Raw genomic sequence first — 23,153 nt, 5'->3', positions numbered from 1 at the left:
CCTAAAGCTCAATGCGCATCAGGTAGTACCCGAATTCCCCCTGCCTTGCAGGTTCCTCCTTGCACTCAAAGCTTTCAAAGCCAAACATAACAGCAACCTGTTTTTCTCTGTCGTAAAAATTTCCCGGAACTCCTACATAATACAGAATGCGCCCTCTGCGCTCCACTCTGGTTAATATCAAATGCTCATAGTTATAGTAGCCGTGGAGCAGGAAGCTGTTGTTGGCCATGCGGTAGTATTTTTCCGGCAGAACCACAAAGTCAGCCGGGCCTATCGAAAGATAATCTCTTTCGTCACGAAAGGGCTTAATATGAGGATATACAGCGGAAAGCTGCTGCCATTTGCTTTCCGCCAGCCGCATATGCTCTTTTTCCACTTCTCTTTCTCCAAGAGCTGTCTGCACAGCTTTCTGCAAGGTTTTTAAGTCCTCCGGGCCGGCTTTTACGGTCTCTGTCTCTCCTGCACAGACATCCTCTTCTTTTTCTGTATCCTCTGAATTGTCAGGCAAAACCTCCAAAACCTCCCCAGCCTCCGGCAGAGTGCTTTCCGCTGCCGCAAGGGACTCCCCCGGTTCTTTTGGCACTTCCGCCTTTTCGCTCTTGGCAAAGGCACCGTAAATTTCCCTGCCGCTCCCAAGAGGAATCCTGATTCCCGCAAGGCTGTCATAGGAAATGCCCGTTTTCCCAATGGATGCTCTGTTCAAATTCCTTAGCAAAAGGCTTCCCTTTCCTCTCTCCAGTCTGATGCTCCCAAGCTTTTCCTCCCGCTGCTCGTCCAAAAGAAACACATCCCGCTCAAAGGTGTCTCCCTGACGCAGGCCGCTCACCTGAACAGTAAGATGCAGGGCTTTATCCCACACCTCCATTTTGACAAATCCCGCCCCCTTACAGCGTTCCTTATTTTCCAGATAATCCAGATATTTTATTTGTCTGTCATAAAACATAAAAAATCCCCCCGAATATCTCTTAGTCAGGAAATGAAATCACGGCATTTTGGATTTTATTTCTTACTACAAGTATATTCGGGAGGTTGTCTCTAATATTCCAAGGAGTCTAAATACTTCATATAATTTACCACCATAAGGGCAATCTTAAAGGTCAGCGCATCGTCAAAATTGCGCAGGTCCAGACCTGTGCTTTTTTGTATCTTTTCAATCCTGTAAACAAGCGTATTGCGATGCACAAACAGCTGTCTGGAGGTTTCCGACACGTTCAAATTATTTTCAAAAAACTTATTAATAGTGGTCAGCGTCTCCTCATCCAGATCACTTGGCACATTTTCTCCAAAAATCTCCTCGATAAAAATCTTGCACAGGTTCACAGGGAGCTGGTAGATCAGGCGTCCGATTCCCAGTGTGCTGTAAGCCACTACGCTTCTCTCCACATAAAATATTTTGCCCACATCCAGAGCCATCTTGGCTTCCTTGTAAGACTTGGACACATCTTTCAGCTCCTGGACTACCGTGCCATACGCAACCTTTACATTCATCATGGCCTCTGCATTCATCATTGCCACAATCGTATTGGCCACACTCTCAAGCGCCTCCGGCTCCGCGTCCTGCTCCAGCGCCTTGATCAATATGACGCTGCTTTCATCCACCGCCGTAATATAATCCCCTGCCTGGCTGGAAAACATGCCCTTTAGCAGTTCCGTCACAATACCGTCCTTTTCCAGCTTTGTCTCCACAAGAAACACCGCTCTGGGCGCCGTCACCTCCACATGAAGCTTCTTGGCCCTGTTATAAATATCCACCAGGAGAAGATTGTCCAGCAGAAGATTCTGGAAAAAGTTGTTGCGGTCAAATCTCTCCTTATAGGCAATGACCAGATTCTGAATCTGGCACACTGCGATCTTTCCAACCATATATACATCATCGCTCATGCCTCGTGCCACCAGTACATAAAGAGGGTCTCCCTCGTCCAATATCTTTAACAGATGATGGGCTCCGATCACCTGGCTGTCCGCCGGAGAATTTGCAAATCCCACAATCAAGTCTACCGTAATCTCCGTCTGGCTCATGGTGGAGGCTACCAGAATTCCCGTCATGTCATATACGGCCAGGTCTACTTTTGTAATTGCCTTAAGTTCATCTATGCTTGTTTGAATAATCTGACCTGTAATCATTTTCCCTTTCCTTTCTTTCAGCCTGTCAAAGTTTGCGGCGCTTCTTTAAAAAACCCCTTTGGCCTTTCAAACAGCCAAAGGGGTTTCTATGCTTCCTTTACATAAGGATGTCCCGAAAAACGCGGCAGCCTTTATTTTACTAGTTTGTGATAACCTGCTCAGTCTCTTTGTCGAATACATGAATCTTCTCAACATCAAGCGCAAACTTAACGGTGTCACCAGGTCTTGCAGTGGTACGAGGATCTACTCTTGCAGTCATAGCGTACTCATCCAGATCAAAGTACAGATAAACCTCTGCACCAAGCAGCTCGTACACCTTGATGGTGGATTCAAATACACTCTGAGGAGAGGTCTCAATGTACATCTCAGAATCATACACATCCTCAGGACGGATACCAAAGGTAACAACCTTTCCGTCATAACCGCCGTCAATAATCTTCTTAGATTTTGCGGGAGGAAGAGGAATGCTGTGGCCTGCGATCTCCAGGTTTGCGACATCGCCGGTAACCTTAACAGTAGCATCCAGGAAGTTCATCTGAGGAGATCCCATGAAGCCTGCTACAAACAGATTACAAGGCTTCTCATACAGATTCTGAGGGGTATCTACCTGCTGGATTACACCGTCCTTCATAACTACGATTCTGGTACCAAGGGTCATAGCCTCTGTCTGGTCATGGGTAACGTAGATGATGGTGGTGCCCAGTTTCTGATGCAGCTTGGCAATCTCAATACGCATCTGCACACGCAGCTTTGCATCCAGGTTGGAAAGAGGCTCATCCATAAGGAATACCTTAGGATTACGAACGATAGCACGGCCCATGGCAACACGCTGTCTCTGACCACCGGACAAAGCCTTGGGTTTACGATCAAGCAAAGGAGTCAAATCCAGAATCTTGGCAGCTTCCTTAACCATCTTGTCGATCTGATCCTTGGGAACCTTTCTCAGCTTCAGACCAAATGCCATATTGTCGTATACAGACATATGAGGATACAGAGCATAGTTCTGGAATACCATTGCGATATCTCTGTCCTTGGGCTCCACATCGTTCACAACTCTGTCGCCGATTTTCAGCTCGCCGGAGGAAATGTCTTCCAGACCTGCAATCATACGAAGGGTAGTGGTCTTACCACATCCGGAAGGTCCTACGAAAATAATGAATTCCTGATCTGCAATCTCAAGATTGAAGTCCTTAACCGCTTCAAATCCGTTGGGATATACCTTGCAGACATTCTTTAAAGATAAACTTGCCATACTGGTAAACTCCTTTCATGTTTACAAAATACTTTTCTTCCTGATAGTTTGACTTTCGTCATTTGAGTCTGAATTAAGTATATCTAAAATCCTGTTTTTGCGCCATACCACTATTTCACAAAGATTTTGCTTCCTATTGTAAGAATTGCTTATAAACTTGGACTTTTTTTCGTCCATTGGTCATTCTGAACAAAATATGATCTTTTTCCTGTGCAGAATACACAAGAATGGACCTTACTTACGATCCTCTCTGTCTATCAGCGTCTCATCAAGCTCGTCTTTAAAGATTCTTTCATCCTCTTCCGGGTTCTGATTCTCCTTTGGACCGCTGTTTTCCTCCATCTGGGCCTCCAGCTTTTTAAAAAATTTATTGTACATCAAAGCAGATAAAAAGGCTGGCACCGACAGTCCGAACAAAAACACCACTGGCGTGGCCGCCGGAACAAAGATATACAGCGCAATGGGAACCACAATTCCAAGAATCAGCATGGCAATGGTCTTGGGAAACTGCAGGATGCTCATAATAAGGGCATTTTTCAATGTACGGTATATGGTATTTTCAAATTTTGCAAGCACCGGAAACACAAAGGTAGCGGTAAACAGCACCAGCACTCCCACAGCAGTAATCACAATCTGAAGAGCCTGGGGAAACTCCATGCCGGAATTTCTCATGATATAAAAATCTCCAAGTAAGACGGCAAACAAAAGCAGAAGCAGAAGCCAGATCAAAGTTGCCTGTCTGAAGTTTTCCTTAAAGGATTTAAAAAACCCTCTGGTGATATAGCATTCCTCATTTCTCACCATTTTTAACGCCATATAGTGCATAGCGGTCAGAGAGGCGCCAATGGTAACAATGGGGATGCAGCAGATAAAGGTCAAAATATTCAGCCAGAGCAAATCTGCCATCTTATTTAAAAACTGCATCAACGGGCTGTCTAAGTCAAAAATTTTCATTTTCCGTCTAATCCTTTCCTCTGTACAAGCCTGCGTATTACAAGCTCTTTCTGTCAAAAATTTTTTCCATGGAGGTCACCCGGATCCCCGAGTATTCCTCCTCCCCATTCACCGCGTTAAAACCAAGCTTCCGGTAAAATTCCACCGCATAGGGCGCCGCCTTTAACGACATATAGCGCTCCCCTTCCTCTCTTTGCAAGTACTGGCAGAGCTTTTCCAGCAGGGTTTTCCCCACTCCTCTTCGGTGATAATCCTCATCTACAAACAAAAGGGACAAATGGTTCCTGTTTCTGATGGAACCTGCGCCGATCACCCGGCCCTTGTCAAGGGCTACCATCATCTGGTAATCCCCCCGCAGAAAAGCCGCATGCAGCTTGTCATCCGTTATAAAATCAAAAAAATTCCGAATTCCCTCTTCCGTATAGTCATTCCCCTCAAACTTCAAAAAGGTTTTCCAGATCATCTCCATAGCAGGCGCCCATTCGTCCTCTTTCGCCCACCTGAATTCATAGGACATTCGCTTTTCACTCATCACAGAACACCGCCCCTATCTTTTACACCATTTTTTCATCCACTGCCAGATATCCTCCATGACAGCGTCCCTGTTGATTTCATTCAGAAGCTCGTGCCTGGCTCCCTCGTACAGCTCCAGGGTTACATTCTGCATGCCTGCCTCCTTCAGAGAATCAAATGCTCTGCGTACTCCCTCACCGTAATCCCCTACCGGGTCCTTGTCGCCTGACACAACAAGCAGTGGAAGCTCCTTGGGCATCTTCTCGAGATTTTCCTTTTTCTGGATTCTGGAAATCAACTCAAAAAGCGTCTGAAAGCCGTTTACGGTAAATACGAATCCGCACAGAGGGTCTGCAACATATTGATCCACCCGGCTCTCGTCCCGGCTCAGCCAGTCAAAGGATGTGCGGGGATTTTCTATTTTCTGGTTATAGCCTCCAAAGGCAGCCTTATCCAGCGCCCTACTCACATGCCTGGAGCCGAAAAACAGCTTCTGCAGGCAGGCAAACGCCTTAGAGACCCTGATCAGCCCAGACGGCTGCATTCCCGTTCCCATGATAACCGCCGCCGAAATGCCTGACCCATAACGGCACAGATAATTGCGCAGAATAAAAGAGCCCATACTGTGCCCTGCAATGATGTAGGGAATCTCAGGATAAATCTGCTGGGTAAGCTTTTTCAGCCGGTGAGCATCCCGCACCACCACCGTAGCCGGGTCCTGCTCACAAAAATATCCGTAAGGCTCTCCCTCCCGCACGCTTTTCCCGTGCCCCAGATGATCCTCTCCGGTAACTACACAGCCTCGTTCTGTGAGAAACGCCGCAAATTCCTCATACCGCTCCACATATTCCGCCATGCCGTGGATGATCTGCACCACGCAGACAGGCTCCTCCTTGTCAGGCAGGTATCGCAAAGCATGAATTTTGCTTTTCCCATCCCTGGAGTCGAAATAAAACGCTTCCTTTCTCAAAATGCACCTCCGGCCTTCTTTTAAAAAAGCAATCAGCATCTGTCGCTTCTTTTGTGCAAAAATACATGGTTCTTTTATCAGAACCATGTATCCATTATAACCTATTTTCTACGGGATTTTAACCCCTTTAGAAAAAATTAACAGATTTCAGCCCCGGCAGGCATATCCTTCTCAGGGGTCACCAGTGCAAGGCGTCCTTGTGCGTCCTCTGCGCACAGAAGCATTCCCTCAGAAACCACGCCCGCAAGAGTGGCAGGCTTTAGGTTCACTAAAACCATCACCTTTTTGCCTACCATTTCCTCCGGAGTATAGTATGCCTTGATGCCGGACACAATCTGGCGCACCCTGCTTCCCACACGCACCTGGCTGCACAAGAGCTTTTTGGATTTCGGCACGGCCTCACAGGCTATGATCTCTCCCACCTGAAACTGCAGCTTCGCAAAATCATCGTAGGTAATCTCTTCCTTATCCTCCACATCAATCACAGGGGCTTCTGCCTCCGCCTCCTGTGCCTGTGCCGTTTCCTTTTCCTGCTCTGCGGCAGCTGCAACCGCTTCCTCCCTGGCAGCCACTTCCTTCATATCCAGACGCGCAAAGAGAATTTCCGGCTTTTCCGTAGCCTTCGTTCCGCTCTCATAAAGTCCAAACTCCTTCAGCCTGTCAAAATCCCGAAGGGAGGTATTTAACTGAGCTGCAATCTTTTGTGCGGTCTCGGGCATAAAGGGCTCCAGCAGAGAAGCGCCGATTACAATCCCCTCCACCAGGTGATAAAGCACCGTGGAAAGGCGGTCTGCCTTGGCAGAATCCTTTGCCAGCACCCAGGGCTCAGTTTCATCAATATACTTATTGCATCTCTTAAATACGGTAAAGATTTCCGTCAGGGCGTCCGCCACCCGGAGGGTCTCCATTTTTTCACAGACCTTTTCATAAGCGGCTGTCACTGTGTTTTCCATATCCTCATCTATGGCTTTGTCCTGGGGCGTAAGCTGTACGCCCTTATTTTCCACAATCCCGCCAAAGTACTTATTGCTCATGGATATAGTACGGTTCACCAGATTCCCCAGGGTATTGGCCAGATCGGAATTCAGCCGCTCCGCCACCAGCTCCCAGGTGATGCTGCCGTCATTGTCATAGGGCATCTCGTGAAGCACATAGTAACGCACTGCATCCACGCCAAAGTAATCCACCAGATCGTCAGCGTACACCACATTCCCCTTCGACTTGCTCATCTTTCCGCCGCCCGTCAAAAGCCAAGGATGTCCAAATACCTGCTTGGGAAGGGGCTCTCCCAGCGCCATCAGAAAGATAGGCCAGTAAATGGTATGGAAACGGATAATGTCCTTGCCGATCAGATGCAGGTCTGCAGGCCACAGTTTTTTATACTGCTCAGAGCTCTCCCCGTCGGCGTCATAGCCTATTCCCGTAATATAATTGGTCAGGGCGTCCAGCCACACATAAATCACATGCTGATTGTCAAAGTCCACCGGAATCCCCCACTTGAAGGAGGTACGTGACACACACAAATCCTGCAGTCCCGGAAGCAGGAAGTTATTCATCATCTCGTTTTTGCGGGATACGGGCTGGATAAATTCCGGGTGTTCATTGATGTGCGCAATGAGCCTGTCCGCATATTTGCTCATGCGGAAGAAATACGCCTCCTCCTTGGCAGGCTTTACCTCTCTGCCGCAGTCCGGGCATTTCCCGTCCACCAGCTGGGACTCTGTCCAGAAGGATTCACAGGGAGTACAGTAAAGTCCCTCATAGGAGCCCTTGTAAATGTCTCCCTGTTCATAAAGCTTTCTGAATATCTTCTGCACCTGCCTTTCATGATCTTCATCGGTGGTGCGGATAAATTTGTCATAAGAAATATTCAAAAGATCGCAGAGGCTCTTTATGATGCCCGCCACCTTGTCCACATATTCCTTGGGCGTGACCCCGGCTTCGGCCGCCTTCAGCTCGATTTTCTGGCCATGCTCATCGGTGCCGGTCTGGAAAAAGACGTCGTACCCCTCCTTGCGTTTGAATCTTGCAATGCTGTCCGCCAGCACAACCTCGTAATTATTGCCTATGTGAGGCTTTCCCGAGGTGTAGGCGATGGCTGTGGTAAGATAATATTTCCCTTTATTCTCCATAATTTATGCTCCTTTCTTCTGGAAAAACTGACTCTTCCTCCATGAGCAGGTCCCGGTCGCTTCGCTTCCGGGACTCGCGTTGCTCGTCATTTTTTCCGGCTTTCGTCCGCTCACGCTGGCGTGGCAGACTTCCTCCGGAAAAACTGACTCTGCTCATTCGCGGAAATGAAAAAGCTCGTCTCCTATATTTATTATATATAGAAGACGAGCATATGCCCGTGTTACCACTTCTCTTCATCTGCTTTTCGCAAAGCAGACCTCTTCGGGTCAGTAACCCTATCCGCTGTAACAGGCGGAACCTGTCGCAGCCTTACTTCTCCTGTCCCGGCCGCTGATAAAGATGGGGTGCCGTTTTTAGTGGAAAAGCTCGGTGCGCTGCTCGGAAGCCATGTTCCATTTCCTTAAGCTCCATTCCTCTCAGCTATGCCGAAAATGATTTTCTCCGGCCGGAATGCTCTCTGTAAAGCCTCTGTGAAATGTACTCTCTTCGTCACTGCCTTTGTGTGTTTTTAAATTAAAGTTAGAATAGCACAGGAATCATGGAAATGTCAATCCTTTGCATCAACAAACTGGTAGAATTTGAGCCTTTTGCATGGTACAATGTAGCATAAGACATAGCGGAAAATCGGAATTTGACAAAGGAGTGTGATTGCTTGAAAAAATTGAATACCATCTTAAACATCATTATGGGGGCTTTTGTTGGTGTATTTATCGGGCATGGGATTTATACTGTTTGGAACTTCAAGACTCATCCCAAATTATACGCTATGCGATCGGCGCCGTGGTATACAAGCGTCTTAATGTATGGTGCATTTACCATCATTGTGTTACTGATTTGCATTGTGATAAAAGCAATCATTAATCATAAATCTAAACAGAGGAACAACCGATAGCCTGACCGAATTGCTATTCGTTTTCATAGAGGAGAGAATATGCCTCAGTTTTGTTCAATGAGAATTTGGAGGAACGGAATGGAAAGGCCAATTACAACGCCATTTATGCTTATGTCTGTTGACGGAAAAATCAGCACAGGTGCAACAGACGCTTTAGATGTGGATAAGAATTTTCCTAAAATCGCGGGCGTTCAAGAGGGACTGCACCAGTATTATGAGATAGAGCAGACAACCGATTTATGGTCGCTCAACTCCGGCAGGGTTCAGGAGAAAATTGGCGTTAACACGAAGAAAATGCCAAACAAGACGCCGATTTCCTTTGTGGTAATCGACAACAATCATTTAACTGAACATGGTGTCCGTTATCTTTGCACCCTGTCAAAAGATTACCATACAAACCGGCGGCACGTTAAACGGGTTGTTTCTTCGAGAGAAGCTGTTTGATTATATCGATATTGTCGTTGCCCCTGTTTTAATTGGCGGCAAGGACACATCCACCCTGATTGACGGAAAATCTCTGCTGTTAGACAGCGAATTATCACACTTAGGAGTGTTGAAATTGCAGGATTGTATTGTTTTGGAGGACTCATACCTCAGATTGCGTTATAAAGTGATTCGCTGACCAGCTTCCCATTTATTGGGGCATCAAGCAGAGTGTCAAATCGGAATTCCCAATATGCAAGAAAATCGCGACACAGACGCTTTTATAGCTGCATATATTAGTTGACTCAGTCCTCTAAATTTTCTATATTGTGGACAGAGTCAACAATTTACATTTGAAGGGAAACAAAGACATGAAGGAAATTGATATCATTACAGAAATCAGAAGCTTTAACCGGTTTTACACAGGTATTTTAGGCCTGCTGAACCAGCACATTCTGGACTCCGGCTATTCTTTGACAGAATCAAGGGTTCTTTTTGAAATCAGCAAGACAGAATGCTGTACGGCCAATCAGCTCTGCTCCACGCTGGATATTGACCGCAGCTACATGAGCAGAATCATACGGAAGTTTGAGAAAAACGGATTGCTTATCCGTCAGACAGACAGCTCCGACAGCCGCAACATGGAAATTCAGCTGACCGAAAAGGGAAATCAGGTGTTCCAGGAATTGAATCACCGTTCCAACGAACAGGTCAGAGGTCTCATCGCAGGCCTGAACGATGGGGAAAAGGAAAGCCTGATTCATTCCATGCGCACCGTCAAGAAATTTTTTTCCATGGCGTCAAAAAACATATCCATTCGCCCCTTTCAGGAAAAAGACATAGAATATGTGATCGACAGACAATTATCCCTGTATCAATCAGAAAGACAGTTCACCACACAGACCTGGAAAAAATATCTCACACAAGGAGTGCTGGAGCTTGTGGAAAAATTTGATCCAAAAAAGGACTGTATGCTGATACTGGAATGCGGCGGAAATGCTTCGGGCTGTATCGCCATCACTCACACCCAGGACAATACGGCACAATTAAGGTACTTTTTCCTGGAGCCGGAAATACGGGGGCTGGGAGCCGGCACTGCCCTTTTGAATCAGGCCTTGGAATTTTGCCGAGAGAAAAATTATTCCCATGTATTCCTCTGGACAGTGAGTGCCCAGGAATCTGCAAGAAGGCTTTACCAAAAGGCAGGCTTCCGAATCTCTCAGACAAGCGAAAATAATACCTGGGGAAGCCCGGTGCTGGAAGAAAAATGGGACTTGGATTTATAATAGTTCTTCCCGCACCGGAGCTTTCCCGGCAGTCACCGTCTCACCCGGACGTCCCCGCTGGCAAAGCTGCAGGAAACGGAATACTGCGGGCTCTCCCCCACACTTCCCTCCGCCCAGTTTCCTTTATCGTTGAAGGACAAAGCCTGGTCGAAGGAGGTCTGAATACTGCCGCTTGTGGTTCTTGCTTCAAAGGAAAAGGTGCAATCCTGCGGCAGGTGCAGCTTGGCGTCACCGCTGCTTCCCCTTAGATCAATATCTCCCCCAAGGGTTGTCACTCCCAGGGAGATGTCCCCGCTGCCTGTCTCTATCCGGGCCGCTCCTCCAGCATCCCCCACCTGAATGTCTCCGCTGCCTGCGGAAGCGCTCAGATTTCCCTGACAGAGTCCGATTTCCGTATCGCCGCTGGATGCGCTTGTCTGCAGATTCCCCCGGCAGCTGCCAATCTCCTGATCCCCGCTGGAAGAGTTCACCTGCAGATTTCCACTGCAGCTTCCTATATTTATGTCGCCGCTGGCAGTGGACAGCGTAAAATCCCCTTCACAGACTTCGATTTCCACATCGCCGCTGGATGCGGAAATGCTGCCTGCTGCCGTCCGCAAAAGTTCGGCCTGCACGTCCCCGCTTCCACTTTCCACCTCCAGCGTATCCAGCTGTTCAAAAAGCACCCCCGGAACATACAGCTTTACATACTCCCTTTTCCATCCCCCAAAGAAGTTCCGGTCTTTATCCCTGCGGACGGACACCACACCGCCTGTCTTTTCCAAGGCTGCATATTCCTCTTCCTTCGCCTTATAGGAAAAATATTCCTCCAAAATCAGAGCTTCCCCCTCCGTCTCACAAAAAATAATATCACATCCCGTCTTGGAAAAATCCACCTTTAATTGTGACACATCTGTCACATTCAATTCCCGGGTATTCTGCAGTGTACAGAAAGGGCCTCCGCTCTTCCACTCCCAGCCCAATTTTTTGCCCCCTCCCGGCAGGCAGTAAATCAGCACCGCTGTCAGGCAAAGGGCCAGCACAGTTAAAATTACAATCAAAGCTATTTTAAGTCCCTTCATGGCGCCCCTCTCATTTCTCATCCTTCTTCAGACTGAATACAAGCGAAATAATGCTTTCCAGGCAGGCTAAAATCAAAAAGATCACCCAGGTAATCCCCCAGGCTCCTGTGGTAAAGCTCACCACAAAATAGCAGGCAATCCCCAGAGTCCACAGAACAGTGCTCAAAGCGTCCTTTACCGCCTTATCCTTTTTCCGCTCGTTTTTCCATGCCTTGTACTCTTCCACCATGTTTTCCTCTTTTTTCTGATACTTGGGATACATCATGGAACTATAAATCAGCATACAGGTAGGAGGAATGCAGAGAATGCAGGCGAAAATCACGCCAATCATTCCTGTCTCCATTCCAAGCAGGCTTTCTGTGTAATCCTCAAGACTGGCAAAAATAAGAAGCACCGCCAGAGCCAGAATATAAATCCCCACAGAAGCAGACGTAATCACCGCTCTTTTTTTCTGAAGCTGCTGTCGGCCCAGGGGCTCCCTTTCCTCTTCCTCCCCTCTCAGCTCCGAAAACAGCTCCTCCACATTCCCTATGGAATGAATCACAATGTCAAAGGCGTCCTCCTCCTTGTAGCCCTGGCTTAGCAGATCCGCCATTTTTTCCTCTCCATTGTTTATGATTTCCTCCCGCAGATCTACCGCCGCTCTGGTCTTGGGCGCATCCTCAAATAATTCCTCTATATATTCTCTGATTTTCTGATTCATATTTCCCTCTTTTCTGCGCCTGCGCGCTATTGCTCTTTTCCTTTCACTATCTCTTTTCAGTCTCCTTTGGCAAATGACTTACACAAGGAGCCTGTCGATCATATTCTTGGCCTCTTCCCACTCCTTTTTATATCTGTAGTAGGCCTCCCGTCCGCTTTCCGTAATGCTGTAGTAGCGGCGTCTGGCACCCACATTCTCATCTCCCCAGTAGGTGCGGATATAGCCTGCCTGTTCCAGCCTCCGGAAAGCTGTGTACAGGGTAGCCTCCTTCAGCTCGTAGGCGTTTCCCGTCTTTTTCATAATATCCTTGTTGATCTGATAGCCATAGCTGTCATGAGAAAGCAGGCTGGCCAGAATGATGGTCTCCGTATGTCCCCTCAAAATATCGGACGTAATAGACATTCCCTCACTCCTTCCTTTTGTACGACTAACATATCACGATATACCTCATCTGTCAAGGTATATTTAAAATTAATATATTTTAATAATTGCTGTAAAATGCCGCAAAAAAGCAGGAACTCCCTCTTTGGGGAGTTCCCGCCTTTCCTTGTTTTTTATTCTTTATCAGACGCCCTTTCGCGCTCTTTTTCCGCTTTGCAGTGTGCCTCCAGGCATTTCTCATACTGGCTTTCATCACAGGGTATGTCTACCCACTGTTTTGTCCAGTCGGACAGATAGGCGGCATTGACATTTTCCAGCGCCCTTAGTCCATCTGAAAATCCAGCCAGAGGCACAGCCTTTCCCTGGATGGTGTCTGCAAAATTCTGCAGCACAATCAAATATTCATCCCTCTCCTGAAGAATCTCCTTACTCTCCTTCACATAGGGGATCACCGGGTTAGACTCTTCTGCGGTCTTGGATACCTGAGCAGTTGAGGAGGCGTTTTTGTAAAAGGTGAGCACACGATTGTCCTCCACCGTAAGCTTTCCCATGTCTCCATGGATTTCCAGACGGTTGGTGCCGGGAGAATCCCCGGTGGAGGAAAAGAAGGTCCCCTCCATGCCATTTTCATAAGAAAACAAAAGAGTAGCCTCATCGTCTACGGAAATGGAGCTGTAGCGCCCATAGCGGATTCTGGCAAACACCCGGGAAGGCTGCCCGAACAGCCAATTCCACATATCCATAAGATGCTGGCACTGGTTTAACAAAAGGCCTCCGCCCTCGCCATTCCAGGTGCTGCGCCAGGCAGACATTTTATGATAATATTCCGGCCTGTACCAGAAATTTGCAGTCCACAGCACATGGTGCAGACGCCCCAGCTCTTGTCTCTCTAAGATTTCCTTCACCTGCCGGTAAATTTCTCTTGCGCGCCAGTTAAAAATCATGGCCTCCACCAAAGGTTCCCTGTGGCCATCCGCCCCTTCCAGGCGCTTTCTGCCGTCCACAACTCTCCCACACTCTAAAGCAGTGATTCCCAGGGGCTTTTCGCAAAGCACATGAAGTCCTGCCGCCTTCGCCTTTTCAGCCATGCGGACATGCTCTCTGTGGGGCGTAGTAATAATCAACGCGTCAAATTCCTCTGCCGCCTCAAACATGCTGTCCTCATGAGGAAAAATTTTTACCTGGGGCATCTCCCGGCGGATTTTGTCCTGCATCTTAGGATTTCTACAAAGAATGCCAAACAGAGAAAGGCCTTCAATCTGTCCCTTGTAAATCCGGTCCGCATACTTGCTCCCCATATTGCCATAGCCTGCGATCACTGCTTTTTTCACTAGTTTTCCTGCCTTTCTTCTATTCTGCCTTTCCTCTACGGCGTCAGCATCACCTTTAGCGCCGTATCATCCTCCTGCGCAGTCTCAAAAGCCTTTTCCCACTGCGCAAGGGGGAAGCTGTGGATTTTCTATTCTTTTGCAGACAGCTTTCGATACTCTCCCTTTCTGTCGTAGGAATCCAGCAGATAGGAATCATCTGTGAGCACACAGTCGATCTCCAGATCATCCTGGCGGTAGCGGCTGTGCCTGCGCAGGTCTTCTCTGGGCCTCTCCTGCTTGGCCTGAAACTCCTTTTTCCCCGAAAACTGTCCCGTCAGATATTTCGACACCTTCTGGAACCGGATTTTTACCTTCTGAGCCAGCGTGGCCTGCCCGCTCCCCACAGCCTCCGCCGGGGAAAAGTAAGGATTTTGCTGCAGCAGGCTCTGAGGGGTCTGCACTCCCAGCGCTCCCGCCGCCACCTGGGGGCCGTGGAGCTTTCCGGAAGCGTCCTGGGTCTCTTCCAAAACAGGCTCCTGTAAGACTGTTTTTTCAGAATATGCCTCTTTGCTCCCTTCCTCCAGGGTCTCCTGGACGCCCCCTCCCCATAGATTCTGAGCAAACGTTTTTGCCGCATTCAGCGTACTTTTCAGCCAGGCGGACAAGGAAAAGGTCCCCTGGGGCTGTGTAACCGTTTCCGCAGACTGGGGCGTCGCGGAAGCGCTTTCCCACGCCGCGCCCGCTTTGCCCTCCAGCGAATGCGTCTGTGTATGAATACAGGTAGTCACATTATGTGTATCGCTATGACTGTTTCCCACTCCGTTTATCTGCATAGTGCCGTCCTCCTTATCAGTGCTGTGTGGTTTGACGGTTTCACTTATTGTATCGACAGATTACGGCAAAACCTTAATTTCCTTTTCCCTGTTAAATCCCATTATTGATATACAAAGCCGTCCGGCAGAAGCTGATCAGCTAACGCAGCCGCCTCTTTACGATTCTGACACGGAAATGAGATCACCTGCTGATTCTCTCCCCTTTCCGGCGACTCATTCAATAGAATTACTCCCTCTTCCAAAGGCGTTCTCTGAAAAATCATGCCTATGACAGGGAAATTCGCCCCGCGAGAGCTTCCATAAGCCAGAGTACCCATATTGTAGTGGCGGGAAGCGAAATTCACTCTATATAAAAAGCTGTCCTCACTCTGGGTGAAATCATAACCGGATAACATGATCCTTCCTTCAAAATAATCGTTATGAAAAAAATGAAGAAAATATTTTACATATTCCCCTTGTATAGCGATTGTGACCTCCTCACATATCTCAGGTCTGTCAAATTCCCATTTTTGCCCTTGTACGCTTCTGTCAATCTCATATTTTACGGGAATCAGGTTCAAGGCCAAAAATATCAAAAAGACAGCCGCCAAAAGCAAAATACCAATTCCAAGTTTACTTTTCATGCTATTCCCCATTCCGAAGCGTTTTTACGCAACCAAATATCTGAGTGTGAAGCAGCTCTGCATCGCAGAGCGTAAAACTTCTTGGCGAAGCGCCCTCTGGCGCAAGCTTTAGAATTTCTCTTCACACTTCCCCAAGCACAAGCACTGAATATGCAGGCATCACGGTCTCCGTCTGTGTCCGCTCCACGCCCTCTTCTCCGGTGAGCAGTTCTCCCAAAACCTCCAGTTCGGCCGCCGTCTTATCCCCCACGTCCACCTGGTCTAAGGAAACCGATGCGGGTTGGGCCGAAGTATTAAACACCAGCACGATCTCCCGGTCCTGATAGGTCTTGGAGATCACGCAGATCTGTTCATTGGAGACATTTTCATGGAAGGCAACCGTTCCCCTTGCAATCTCCGGGTTTTGATTGCGCAGGCGTATGGCGGCCTTCACATAATTGTAAATGGAATTCTCATCCTGACTCTGCTCCTCAAGACTGTCAAATTTCATCTGGACAGTATCCATGTCCGGAGGGCCGCTGCAAATCCCGGGAGCCGTTTCATCCTTGCTCCAGTACATGGGCGCTCTCTTATTTTCATCCTTTCCGGAGCCTTTCATCCCCAGCTCCTCCCCGTAGTAGAGAAACACATTGCCGCTCATCAAAAGGTTCAGGGCGTTCCCCATTTTTGTCTGGGCCTCGCTGTTTTCTCCCGCGTAGTAGCCCGCGCTGCGCCCCATATCGTGATTGGTATAAAAGGGTGCATTGATATAAGCAGGATTATAACCGGCAAAAAGCTCCTGCTCCTTAACAAGGGCCCTGCCATAGGACTCCGCCCCCGAGCGTCCGCTCACCACATTGGCAATCACCCCGGACTTATCCGCAAAGTCAAAATCAAACATACTGTCTACGCCGCTCTCATAATAGGGAGCATAGGAGGCGCTGTCCATCCAGCATTCACACACAAGATAGCTGTCAGGAGACTGGGCCTTTACAAAGTCATGAAACCAGCGCAAAATTTCCACATTTTTTTCCTCATTGCCGGTCACATACTCCTTCACCGCATCCAGCCTGAAGCCATCCACGCCTTTTTCCAGCCAAAACTGGGCTATCTGTTCAAATTCCCGCCGCACAGCTTCGTTTTCCAGATTCAAATCCGGCATTTCACTCCAAAACTGGGCCTCATAGTACCAGGAGGTTCCCTCCAGGGGAACATAGCCTCCCCTTTGTTCTCTGGAAAAGTGATAGTACTCCACATAAGGACACTCCTCCGGGTCCGGCGAAGCATCCTCCGGCAGGCTTCTCAGGTACTGCGCCGCACTCAAAAACCAGGGATGGGCGCTGGAAGAATGATTCATGGCGAGATCAATGATCACGCGGATTCCCCGGTTATGACACTGATCCAAAAGGGCTTCAAAGTCCTCCATGGTGCCATATTGAGGATCAATGTCCTGATAATCCAGCGTGTCGTATTTATGGTAGGTATTGGAGGGCATGACGGGCATCAGCCATATGCCGTTCACTCCCAGGTCTGTGTCCGTGGAGTCGTCGCCATCGTTTAAATAATCCAGCTTTTCCAGCACTCCCCTCAAATCTCCAATGCCGTCGCCGTCACTGTCGTAAAAGGAATAGACAAAGATTTCATAATAGGTTCTGTACTTATCGTCTATCACCTGCAAGGGCCTGTTTCCGGTCTCTCCCTCCTTTGAGGCGCAGGCCGTCAAAAAGGCCATGCACAGGCAGACTGCCAGGCACATCGCCAAGACATTTGTTCTCTTCTTTCCTTTCTTTTTCTTCTCCCACATCAGTTTTTCTCCTCTCTGCCGCTTTTCTTCAGTTCGGCCCGATACTTGGAATAAATGATTTTCTGGGTATGGTAAAGACTCTGATAGCCCGACAGCATATAGCTTACCGCAACCCCTGTCAAAAAGTAAGGCATCCCTTCCATTCCGAACAGCTCCAGGGCAATCAAAAGAGAGGTGATGGGGCTGTTGGTGACGCCGCAGAATACCGCGATCATCCCCACCGCCGCACAGAGAGAGGGTGACAGTCCCAGAAAGCCTCCCATAAGGCATCCAAAAGCCGCTCCCACGAAGAAAGAGGGAACGATCTCCCCTCCCTTATAGCCCGCCCCCAGGGTAATGGCCGTAAAAATCAGTTTCAAAAGGAAGGCCTCCGGACGCACCTGCCCCTCCAGGCATCGGTCAATCACATCCATTCCCGCTCCCAGATAATCCGTGGTGCCCAAAAGCGCCGTCAGGGCTACGATCAAAGCTCCGGCCAGCCCAATGCGCAGATACGGGTTGGGCAGATACCTTTTGCCCTGGGAGGCCGCCGTATGCAGCGCCACACAAAACAATACACTCAAAACCGCACACAGCATTGCCAAAATTAAAGTCTTGCTTCCCGTGACCACGGTGAATTCCGGCACATAAGCAATCCTCATACTTTCCCCATAAGCGCCCAAAGCTCTGGCAACCCCCGCCGCCGTCAGGGCAGACAGCGCACAGGGCACCAAAGCCGCATAATACATTACCCCTACGCTGACTACCTCCATGGGAAAAATGGCAGCCGCCATGGGGGTGCCGAACAAGGCGGAAAAGCAGGCGCTCATACCGCACATAATCATCACATGGGCGTCTGCGCCCTTCATGCGAAACAGCTTTCCAAAGCAGTTGCCCAGGCTGCCGCCCAGCTGCAGGGCCGCGCCCTCTCTTCCCGCCGACCCGCCAAAGAGATGGGTGAGGATGGTGCTCACAAAAATCAAAGGAGCCGTGGAAAAATGCAGCTGCTCCTCCGAGCGCACCGCAGAAAGCACGCTGTTGGTTCCTCCGTCATTGTCCCTATGGGCCAGATGATACAAAAATACAATCAGAAGCCCGGCCACAGGAAGTCCTAAAATCACAGCCGGATGACTGGTTCTGAAATCTGTGGCATACTGCATTCCATAAGAAAAGGCAGTGCCTGTAAGCCCCACCAAAACACCGGTGGCAACTGCGATTGCCACCCATTTGATAAAATTCAGGAATTTGCTTCCCACCCCCATAAGGAAGGTGTAAATATCCTTCTCCCGCCCCTTCATTTACTGCCTCATTTCCACGCTTATCTTTACGCCTGTTGCTCCATACGTCTTTTGAAATCTCTGATATTAGCGCCAATGTCACCTTGAAAAACCGCCGAGCCTGCCACAATCACATTGGCTCCCGCCTCCAGCGCCTGATGTACATTTTCCACCCGGATGCCGCCGTCCACCTGGATGTCAACACACAGCCTTTTCTCTTTTGCCATTTCCCGGATACGCCGCACCTTGTCAAGGCACTGGGGAATCAGCTCCTGTCCCCCGGCTCCCGGCTCCACCGTCATCACCAGCACCATGTCCACCATTCCAAGAAAAGGCGCTGCCGCCTCCGGTGGAGTGCCAGGCTTTATGGTGATTCCCGCCTTTTTCCCCATCCTTCTTATTGCCTGAATGGTTTTCTCCACATCAGCAGACGCCTCTATATGAAAATTGATCAGATCCGCTCCGCTCTCCGCAAAGGCCTCCACATGTCTTTCGGGCCTCTCCACCATCAAATGCACATCCAAAAACAGAGAGGTCTCTCTGCGTATGCACTTTAATACCGGCAGCCCAAAAGAAATGGATGGCACAAACATTCCATCCATAACATCAATATGCAGATACTGCGCGCCCGCTTTTTCCACCTCTTTGACCTGCTCTCCCAGCCTCCAGAAATCAGCGGACAAAATTGACGGTGATAAAATGTTCATAACACTCCCAAGCCTTTCTATCATTCCGTGCCTATTTTAGCAAAAAAAAACGTGAATAGCAACCTGCTATTTCACGTCTCTTTTCAACAGCTCCCAAGCGTCCTCATGCTCCACATAATAAACAGGGCATTTTTTGCCGCCGCAGTCATAATGGCGCAGTATGTCATCCCTGGTAAGATCATAGGTTTCCGTAAGCCAGGTAAGAAGCTCTATCAGCGCATCATAGGTCTCCTGGGTAAAGGACCCGTCCTCCGAAAGGTAGCAGCATTCTATGGAAATAGAATCCTCATTTCTGGTCTGCACCGCATAAGCGATCTCATCCAAAGGAATGCACTGAATGATCTCCCCTTCATAGCCGATGATGAAGTGGGCGCTGGCGCTTCTTTCATGGGTATCCTTAAGCTGCTCAAAATAGCTTCTGTTCTGGGCAGCGCTGGTCCCCCGGTTAGCCGTATAGTGTACAAAGATGCTGTTTACCTCCGTCAGCGCATCTCCTGGTCTGGAATATTCATTCACCGTAAGAAAATCCTCTGTCCAGGCAGGATGCCTTCCAAAGGCTTCTGCACTGATTCCCTGGATATCCTGTATTTCTTCCTCCCAGAGCGCTTTGGGTTCGCCGGATTCATCTATTGCATTCCCCAGGCTGGCCTCTGTCCCGCCTGCCTTGCTTAATGCCCACACTGCCAAAATTACCGCTGCAATCAAAACCACGAAAGCTGCGGTCACCACTGCCAGCCTTCTGTAGAAAAGCATTCTCGCCCGTTTCTTTCTTGCAGCCGCTTTGGCAAAGTCCCTTTCCCGGCGCTTTTTCTGAAACTGACTGTAATCCACCAGATAGGGATTGCGCTTCATATTCGTCAGTTCCAGACCCAGCTCCTTTTTCGGACTGCTTGCTTGTCCCATTTCTCTGCCTCTTTTCCTCTTAGGTACTTTCTTTCTCCTAATTAAAGAAGATGTTGGGGGTAAAAGGGGGTTCCGTCACAAATCGTCAGAATTGTTTGTCATCTGCAGGAGTCTTAGTTGCTCCTGGAATCGGCAAAGTTGCGTTGTGAGAAAAAAATCCGCTTGTTTGAGCGCAGCGAGTTCGGATTTTTGGGAACGCATTTAGCAAATTTGTCGATTCCTGGTGCAACTTGACTCCGAAGCCGCAAACAATTCTGACGATTTGTGACTGGGAGACCTTTTGACCCTGACATCTTAAAACATACAATAGCAGAAAAATGTTTCATTTTTGTATACGAAATTCTTAAGTTTTCTTAAGGTGCTTTCTTATAAAAATTCCTTCACGGACCGGTAAACGCCCTCCGCATCCAGTCCGTATTTCTGCACAAGGGCCGCTGCGGAGCCGGATTCCCCGAATACATCCTGCATACCCAGCTTCTTTACGGGAACGGGATACTTTGCGCACAGGCAGTCGCACACCGCGCTGCCTAAGCCCCCGATCACAGAGTGCTCCTCAACGGTTACCACCTTTCCGGTCTTTTTGGCACTATTTACCACGATTTCCTCATCCAGGGGCTTAATGGTGCAGATATTTACCACCTCGGCGCTTATGCCATCAGCCGCCAGCTTTTCTGCAGCGCCCAGGGCGGAATCCACACAGATTCCCGTAGCCACGATGGTCACGTCCTCTCCCTCCCGCACCACAGTGCCCTTTCCGATCTCAAAGTGATAATCGGGTCTGTCATTGATGACCGGCACCGCTGCCCGTCCAAAGCGGATGTAAACCGGTCCTTCATGCTCCAGGGCAGCCCTGACGGCGGCTCTTGCCTCTACATCATCGGAGGGACACATCACCACCATGCCGGGAATGGTCCGCATCAGCGCAATGTCCTCGTTGCATTGATGGGTTGCTCCATCCTCTCCCACAGTGATGCCTGCATGAGTTGCTCCAATTTTCACATTCAAATGAGGGTACCCTATGGAATTGCGCACCTGCTCAAAGGCACGGCCCGCCGCGAACATGGCAAAGGAGCTGACAAAGGGAATTTTTCCCACAAGGGACAGTCCTGCTGCCACGCCCATCATATTACACTCGGCAATGCCGCAGTCAATGTGGCGCTCCGGATAAGCCTTCTTAAAAATACTTGTCTTAGTGGCCGCCGCAAGATCCGCATCCAGCACCACCAGCTGGGGAAATTCCTCCGCCAGCTCCTTTAAGGCGTTTCCGTAGCTTTCTCTGGTAGCAATCTTTTTGACGGTGGTTTCCTTCACGTTATTTCCTGCCATTATGCTTCACCTGCTTTCTCTAATTCTGCGCCGATTTTTTCCAGGTCGGCCATTGCCACCGCATATTCCTCATCATTGGGAGCCTTGCCGTGCCAATCCACACTGTTCTCCATAAAGGATACGCCCTTGCCCTTTAAGCTATGTACCACAATACAGGTGGGCATTCCCTTGGTATTTCTCGCCTCCCCAAAGGCTGCCCTGAGAGCGTCAAAGTCATGAGCGTCTGCGTTAATCACATGGAAATTGAACGCCTCGAATTTTTTATCAATAGGATAGGGAGAGCATACCTGGTCGATAGGACCGTCGATCTGCAAATTATTGTTATCCACGATCACGCATAGATTGTCCAGCTTGCGGAAGCCTGCAAACATAGCCGCCTCCCAGACCTGCCCCTCCTCGATCTCTCCATCTCCCAAAAGAGTGTATATCCGGAAATCCTTTTTATCCATTTTTGCGCCAAGCGCCATCCCTACGGCAGCGGAAACGCCCTGTCCCAGGGAGCCTGACGACATATCCACGCCGGGAATATGAATACAGGGATGTCCCTGAAGGTAGGAGCCCAGCTTTCTCAAAGTAACCAGGTCTTCCACCGGGAAAAATCCTCTGTGGGCCAGGGTGGAATAAAGCCCCGGCGCTGTGTGTCCCTTGGACAGCACAAAGCGGTCTCTGTTCTCCATAGCAGGATTCTTGGGATCAATGTTCATCTCCTCAAAATAAAGATAGGTAAACACATCTGCCGCAGAGAGAGAGCCGCCCGGATGTCCTGCCTTTGCACTGTGGACTGCGGTCACTATGCCCTTGCGGATTTCGTTCGCCTGTTTCTGCAGGTCTAAATTGTTCATCGTTTCCTCCATTCTGCCGAAAGCCAATTAACGGCTGTCGCTGCTATCTGTCTTCCCAGATAATACTAGCATAAACCCCTTGCTTCGTCCAGCACAATTTGCTCAAAAAATGTTGATTGTGCTCGTGCACTGCCGCTTTTAAGGCTCTTCCCTCTGTCCATAATAGGCATTTGCTCCGTGCTTTCTGAAATAATGCTTATCCTGCAGCTCCTGAGGCGCCGGCAGTATTTTGGGCTGAATGCACTCTGCCCGGTAAGCCATCTTTGCCACTTCCTCCAGAACCACCGCATTATGTACAGCCTCAGCCGCATTTTTTCCCCAGGTGAAGGGACCATGATTTTTGCACAGCACTGCAGGCACTGCCATAGGATCCTTTCTCATAATTTTGAACGCCTCTGCAATCAAAAGCCCCGTGTTCTTTTCATAGGCCGTTTCGATCTCCTCCTTTGTCAGACATCTGACACAAGGCACCGGGCCATATATGTAGTCTGCGTGGGTGGTGCCGTAGCAGGGAATATCCCTGCCTGCCTGAGCCCAGCTTGTGGCGTAGGAGGAATGGGTGTGTACAATGCCGCCGATCTCAGGAAACGCCTTATACAGCTCCAGATGCGTGGGAGTGTCCGAGGAGGGCTGGTATTTTCCCTCAACCTTCCTTCCCTCCATATCCACCACCACCATGTCCTGTGGCGTAAGCTTCTCATAGGCCACACCACTTGGCTTAATCACAAACAGGCCGCTCTCTCTGTCAATGGCGCTTGCATTTCCCCAGGTAAAGGTCACAAGACCATATCTGGGCAGCTCCATATTTGCCTCATATACCAGTTGCTTTAATTCTTCCAACATTCCTTATATGCTTCCTTTCCCGAAAAAATCCGTAT

The 23,153-nt window shown here is 49.0% G+C and carries 21 protein-coding genes and 1 pseudogene; 2 read left to right on the top strand and 20 right to left on the bottom strand.

The genetic code is table 11. The annotated features are described in order from the left end of the window. Window position 1: 1 nt before the first annotated feature. The 7 genes from SHK35_RS01050 to metG all read right to left on the bottom strand — a co-directional run bounded on the left by SHK35_RS01050 (window position 2) and on the right by metG (window position 7,945). The gene (locus SHK35_RS01050; protein ID WP_318708125.1) at window positions 2-943 is read right to left on the bottom strand and encodes a DUF6128 domain-containing protein; all 942 of its coding nucleotides are present in this window, start codon (window positions 941-943) and stop codon (window positions 2-4) included. Window positions 944-1,035: 92 nt separating this feature from the next. Beyond that, on the bottom strand, window positions 1,036-2,124 hold the full coding sequence (locus SHK35_RS01045) for a PucR family transcriptional regulator (protein ID WP_318708124.1): 1,089 nt from the start codon (window positions 2,122-2,124) through the stop codon (window positions 1,036-1,038). A gap of 139 nt (window positions 2,125-2,263) precedes the next feature. Beyond that, the gene (locus SHK35_RS01040; RefSeq protein ID WP_318703147.1) at window positions 2,264-3,376 is read right to left on the bottom strand and encodes an ABC transporter ATP-binding protein; all 1,113 of its coding nucleotides are present in this window, start codon (window positions 3,374-3,376) and stop codon (window positions 2,264-2,266) included. A gap of 234 nt (window positions 3,377-3,610) precedes the next feature. Continuing rightward, complete coding sequence (locus tag SHK35_RS01035; RefSeq protein WP_318703148.1) at window positions 3,611-4,330, bottom strand: YesL family protein; 720 nt, start codon at window positions 4,328-4,330, stop codon at window positions 3,611-3,613. 37 nt (window positions 4,331-4,367) lie between these two features. After that, window positions 4,368-4,862, bottom strand: a complete 495-nt coding sequence (locus SHK35_RS01030; protein WP_318703149.1) for a GNAT family N-acetyltransferase — start codon at window positions 4,860-4,862, stop codon at window positions 4,368-4,370. Window positions 4,863-4,877: 15 nt separating this feature from the next. Beyond that, on the bottom strand, window positions 4,878-5,813 hold the full coding sequence (locus SHK35_RS01025) for an alpha/beta hydrolase (RefSeq protein ID WP_318703150.1): 936 nt from the start codon (window positions 5,811-5,813) through the stop codon (window positions 4,878-4,880). A gap of 137 nt (window positions 5,814-5,950) precedes the next feature. Next, window positions 5,951-7,945 (bottom strand): methionine--tRNA ligase, encoded by a 1,995-nt coding sequence (metG, locus tag SHK35_RS01020; RefSeq protein ID WP_330638138.1) that lies wholly within the window; start codon window positions 7,943-7,945, stop codon window positions 5,951-5,953. Window positions 7,946-8,916: 971 nt separating this feature from the next. On the opposite strand from metG, the pseudogene SHK35_RS01015 reads away from it, so the two are divergent. Both SHK35_RS01015 and SHK35_RS01010 read left to right on the top strand, forming a co-directional pair. Then, a pseudogene (locus tag SHK35_RS01015) lies at window positions 8,917-9,460 on the top strand (dihydrofolate reductase family protein). 172 nt (window positions 9,461-9,632) lie between these two features. Then, window positions 9,633-10,547, top strand: a complete 915-nt coding sequence (locus tag SHK35_RS01010; RefSeq protein ID WP_318708123.1) for a bifunctional helix-turn-helix transcriptional regulator/GNAT family N-acetyltransferase — start codon at window positions 9,633-9,635, stop codon at window positions 10,545-10,547. Between the two features lie 32 nt (window positions 10,548-10,579). On the opposite strand, the gene SHK35_RS01005 is transcribed toward SHK35_RS01010, so the two are convergent. The 13 genes from SHK35_RS01005 to SHK35_RS00945 form a co-directional block, all read right to left on the bottom strand. Then, window positions 10,580-11,608, bottom strand: a complete 1,029-nt coding sequence (locus SHK35_RS01005) for a DUF4097 family beta strand repeat-containing protein (RefSeq protein WP_318708122.1) — start codon at window positions 11,606-11,608, stop codon at window positions 10,580-10,582. 10 nt (window positions 11,609-11,618) lie between these two features. Continuing rightward, window positions 11,619-12,311 (bottom strand): permease prefix domain 1-containing protein, encoded by a 693-nt coding sequence (locus SHK35_RS01000; protein WP_318708120.1) that lies wholly within the window; start codon window positions 12,309-12,311, stop codon window positions 11,619-11,621. A 78-nt stretch (window positions 12,312-12,389) separates the two neighbouring features. Further along, complete coding sequence (locus SHK35_RS00995; protein ID WP_318703154.1) at window positions 12,390-12,713, bottom strand: PadR family transcriptional regulator; 324 nt, start codon at window positions 12,711-12,713, stop codon at window positions 12,390-12,392. Between the two features lie 152 nt (window positions 12,714-12,865). Then, window positions 12,866-14,023, bottom strand: a complete 1,158-nt coding sequence (locus SHK35_RS00990; RefSeq protein ID WP_318708118.1) for a Gfo/Idh/MocA family protein — start codon at window positions 14,021-14,023, stop codon at window positions 12,866-12,868. Window positions 14,024-14,151: 128 nt separating this feature from the next. Beyond that, window positions 14,152-14,835: a hypothetical protein gene (locus SHK35_RS00985; RefSeq protein ID WP_318708117.1), complete on the bottom strand. Its 684-nt coding sequence runs from the start codon at window positions 14,833-14,835 to the stop codon at window positions 14,152-14,154. A gap of 101 nt (window positions 14,836-14,936) precedes the next feature. Next, window positions 14,937-15,458: a hypothetical protein gene (locus SHK35_RS00980; protein ID WP_318708115.1), complete on the bottom strand. Its 522-nt coding sequence runs from the start codon at window positions 15,456-15,458 to the stop codon at window positions 14,937-14,939. Between the two features lie 121 nt (window positions 15,459-15,579). Further along, on the bottom strand, window positions 15,580-17,241 hold the full coding sequence (locus SHK35_RS00975) for an alpha-amylase family glycosyl hydrolase (RefSeq protein ID WP_318708113.1): 1,662 nt from the start codon (window positions 17,239-17,241) through the stop codon (window positions 15,580-15,582). Continuing rightward, window positions 17,241-18,518 (bottom strand): chloride channel protein, encoded by a 1,278-nt coding sequence (locus tag SHK35_RS00970; protein WP_318708112.1) that lies wholly within the window; start codon window positions 18,516-18,518, stop codon window positions 17,241-17,243. The genes SHK35_RS00975 and SHK35_RS00970 overlap by 1 nt, the downstream gene beginning before the upstream one ends. A gap of 26 nt (window positions 18,519-18,544) precedes the next feature. Beyond that, window positions 18,545-19,204, bottom strand: coding sequence for a ribulose-phosphate 3-epimerase (rpe, locus tag SHK35_RS00965; protein ID WP_318708111.1), 660 nt, complete (start codon window positions 19,202-19,204; stop codon window positions 18,545-18,547). 66 nt (window positions 19,205-19,270) lie between these two features. Beyond that, window positions 19,271-20,107, bottom strand: a complete 837-nt coding sequence (locus SHK35_RS00960; protein ID WP_318708110.1) for a peptidoglycan recognition protein family protein — start codon at window positions 20,105-20,107, stop codon at window positions 19,271-19,273. Window positions 20,108-20,473: 366 nt separating this feature from the next. Then, window positions 20,474-21,433: a transketolase family protein gene (locus tag SHK35_RS00955; protein ID WP_318708109.1), complete on the bottom strand. Its 960-nt coding sequence runs from the start codon at window positions 21,431-21,433 to the stop codon at window positions 20,474-20,476. Further along, a complete protein-coding gene (locus SHK35_RS00950) occupies window positions 21,433-22,275 on the bottom strand; it encodes a transketolase (RefSeq protein WP_318703175.1) in 843 nt (280 codons plus the stop codon). Before SHK35_RS00950 ends, SHK35_RS00955 begins: the two co-directional genes overlap by 1 nt. 138 nt (window positions 22,276-22,413) lie before the next feature. Then, window positions 22,414-23,118, bottom strand: a complete 705-nt coding sequence (locus tag SHK35_RS00945) for an L-ribulose-5-phosphate 4-epimerase (RefSeq protein WP_318708108.1) — start codon at window positions 23,116-23,118, stop codon at window positions 22,414-22,416. Between the last annotated feature and the right edge of the window lie 35 nt (window positions 23,119-23,153).

The sequence above is a fragment of the Candidatus Acetatifactor stercoripullorum genome, from assembly GCF_944382095.1.
GTDB lineage: Bacteria > Bacillota > Clostridia > Lachnospirales > Lachnospiraceae > Acetatifactor > Acetatifactor stercoripullorum.
This window is presented reverse-complemented; position numbering and strand designations above follow the sequence as displayed.

Bases quoted from the DNA above. Each gene is read 5' to 3' on its own strand.
- SHK35_RS01040 (WP_318703147.1), bottom strand. From the start codon at position 3,376: ATGGCAAGTTTATCTTTAAAGAATGTCTGCAAGGTATATCCCAACGGA.
- SHK35_RS00985 (WP_318708117.1), bottom strand. From the start codon at position 14,835: ATGCAGATAAACGGAGTGGGAAACAGTCATAGCGATACACATAATGTG.
- metG (WP_330638138.1), bottom strand. From the start codon at position 7,945: ATGGAGAATAAAGGGAAATATTATCTTACCACAGCCATCGCCTACACC.
- SHK35_RS01035 (WP_318703148.1), bottom strand. From the start codon at position 4,330: ATGAAAATTTTTGACTTAGACAGCCCGTTGATGCAGTTTTTAAATAAG.
- SHK35_RS00955 (WP_318708109.1), bottom strand. From the start codon at position 21,433: ATGGCAGGAAATAACGTGAAGGAAACCACCGTCAAAAAGATTGCTACC.
- SHK35_RS01030 (WP_318703149.1), bottom strand. From the start codon at position 4,862: ATGAGTGAAAAGCGAATGTCCTATGAATTCAGGTGGGCGAAAGAGGAC.
- SHK35_RS00950 (WP_318703175.1), bottom strand. From the start codon at position 22,275: ATGAACAATTTAGACCTGCAGAAACAGGCGAACGAAATCCGCAAGGGC.
- SHK35_RS00980 (WP_318708115.1), bottom strand. From the start codon at position 15,458: ATGAAAAGTAAACTTGGAATTGGTATTTTGCTTTTGGCGGCTGTCTTT.
- SHK35_RS01050 (WP_318708125.1), bottom strand. From the start codon at position 943: ATGTTTTATGACAGACAAATAAAATATCTGGATTATCTGGAAAATAAG.
- SHK35_RS00995 (WP_318703154.1), bottom strand. From the start codon at position 12,713: ATGTCTATTACGTCCGATATTTTGAGGGGACATACGGAGACCATCATT.
- SHK35_RS01000 (WP_318708120.1), bottom strand. From the start codon at position 12,311: ATGAATCAGAAAATCAGAGAATATATAGAGGAATTATTTGAGGATGCG.
- SHK35_RS00970 (WP_318708112.1), bottom strand. From the start codon at position 18,518: ATGAAGGGGCGGGAGAAGGATATTTACACCTTCCTTATGGGGGTGGGA.
- SHK35_RS00945 (WP_318708108.1), bottom strand. From the start codon at position 23,118: ATGTTGGAAGAATTAAAGCAACTGGTATATGAGGCAAATATGGAGCTG.
- SHK35_RS01045 (WP_318708124.1), bottom strand. From the start codon at position 2,124: ATGATTACAGGTCAGATTATTCAAACAAGCATAGATGAACTTAAGGCA.
- SHK35_RS01010 (WP_318708123.1), top strand. From the start codon at position 9,633: ATGAAGGAAATTGATATCATTACAGAAATCAGAAGCTTTAACCGGTTT.
- rpe (WP_318708111.1), bottom strand. From the start codon at position 19,204: ATGAACATTTTATCACCGTCAATTTTGTCCGCTGATTTCTGGAGGCTG.
- SHK35_RS00975 (WP_318708113.1), bottom strand. From the start codon at position 17,241: ATGTGGGAGAAGAAAAAGAAAGGAAAGAAGAGAACAAATGTCTTGGCG.
- SHK35_RS01005 (WP_318708122.1), bottom strand. From the start codon at position 11,608: ATGAAGGGACTTAAAATAGCTTTGATTGTAATTTTAACTGTGCTGGCC.
- SHK35_RS00960 (WP_318708110.1), bottom strand. From the start codon at position 20,107: ATGGGACAAGCAAGCAGTCCGAAAAAGGAGCTGGGTCTGGAACTGACG.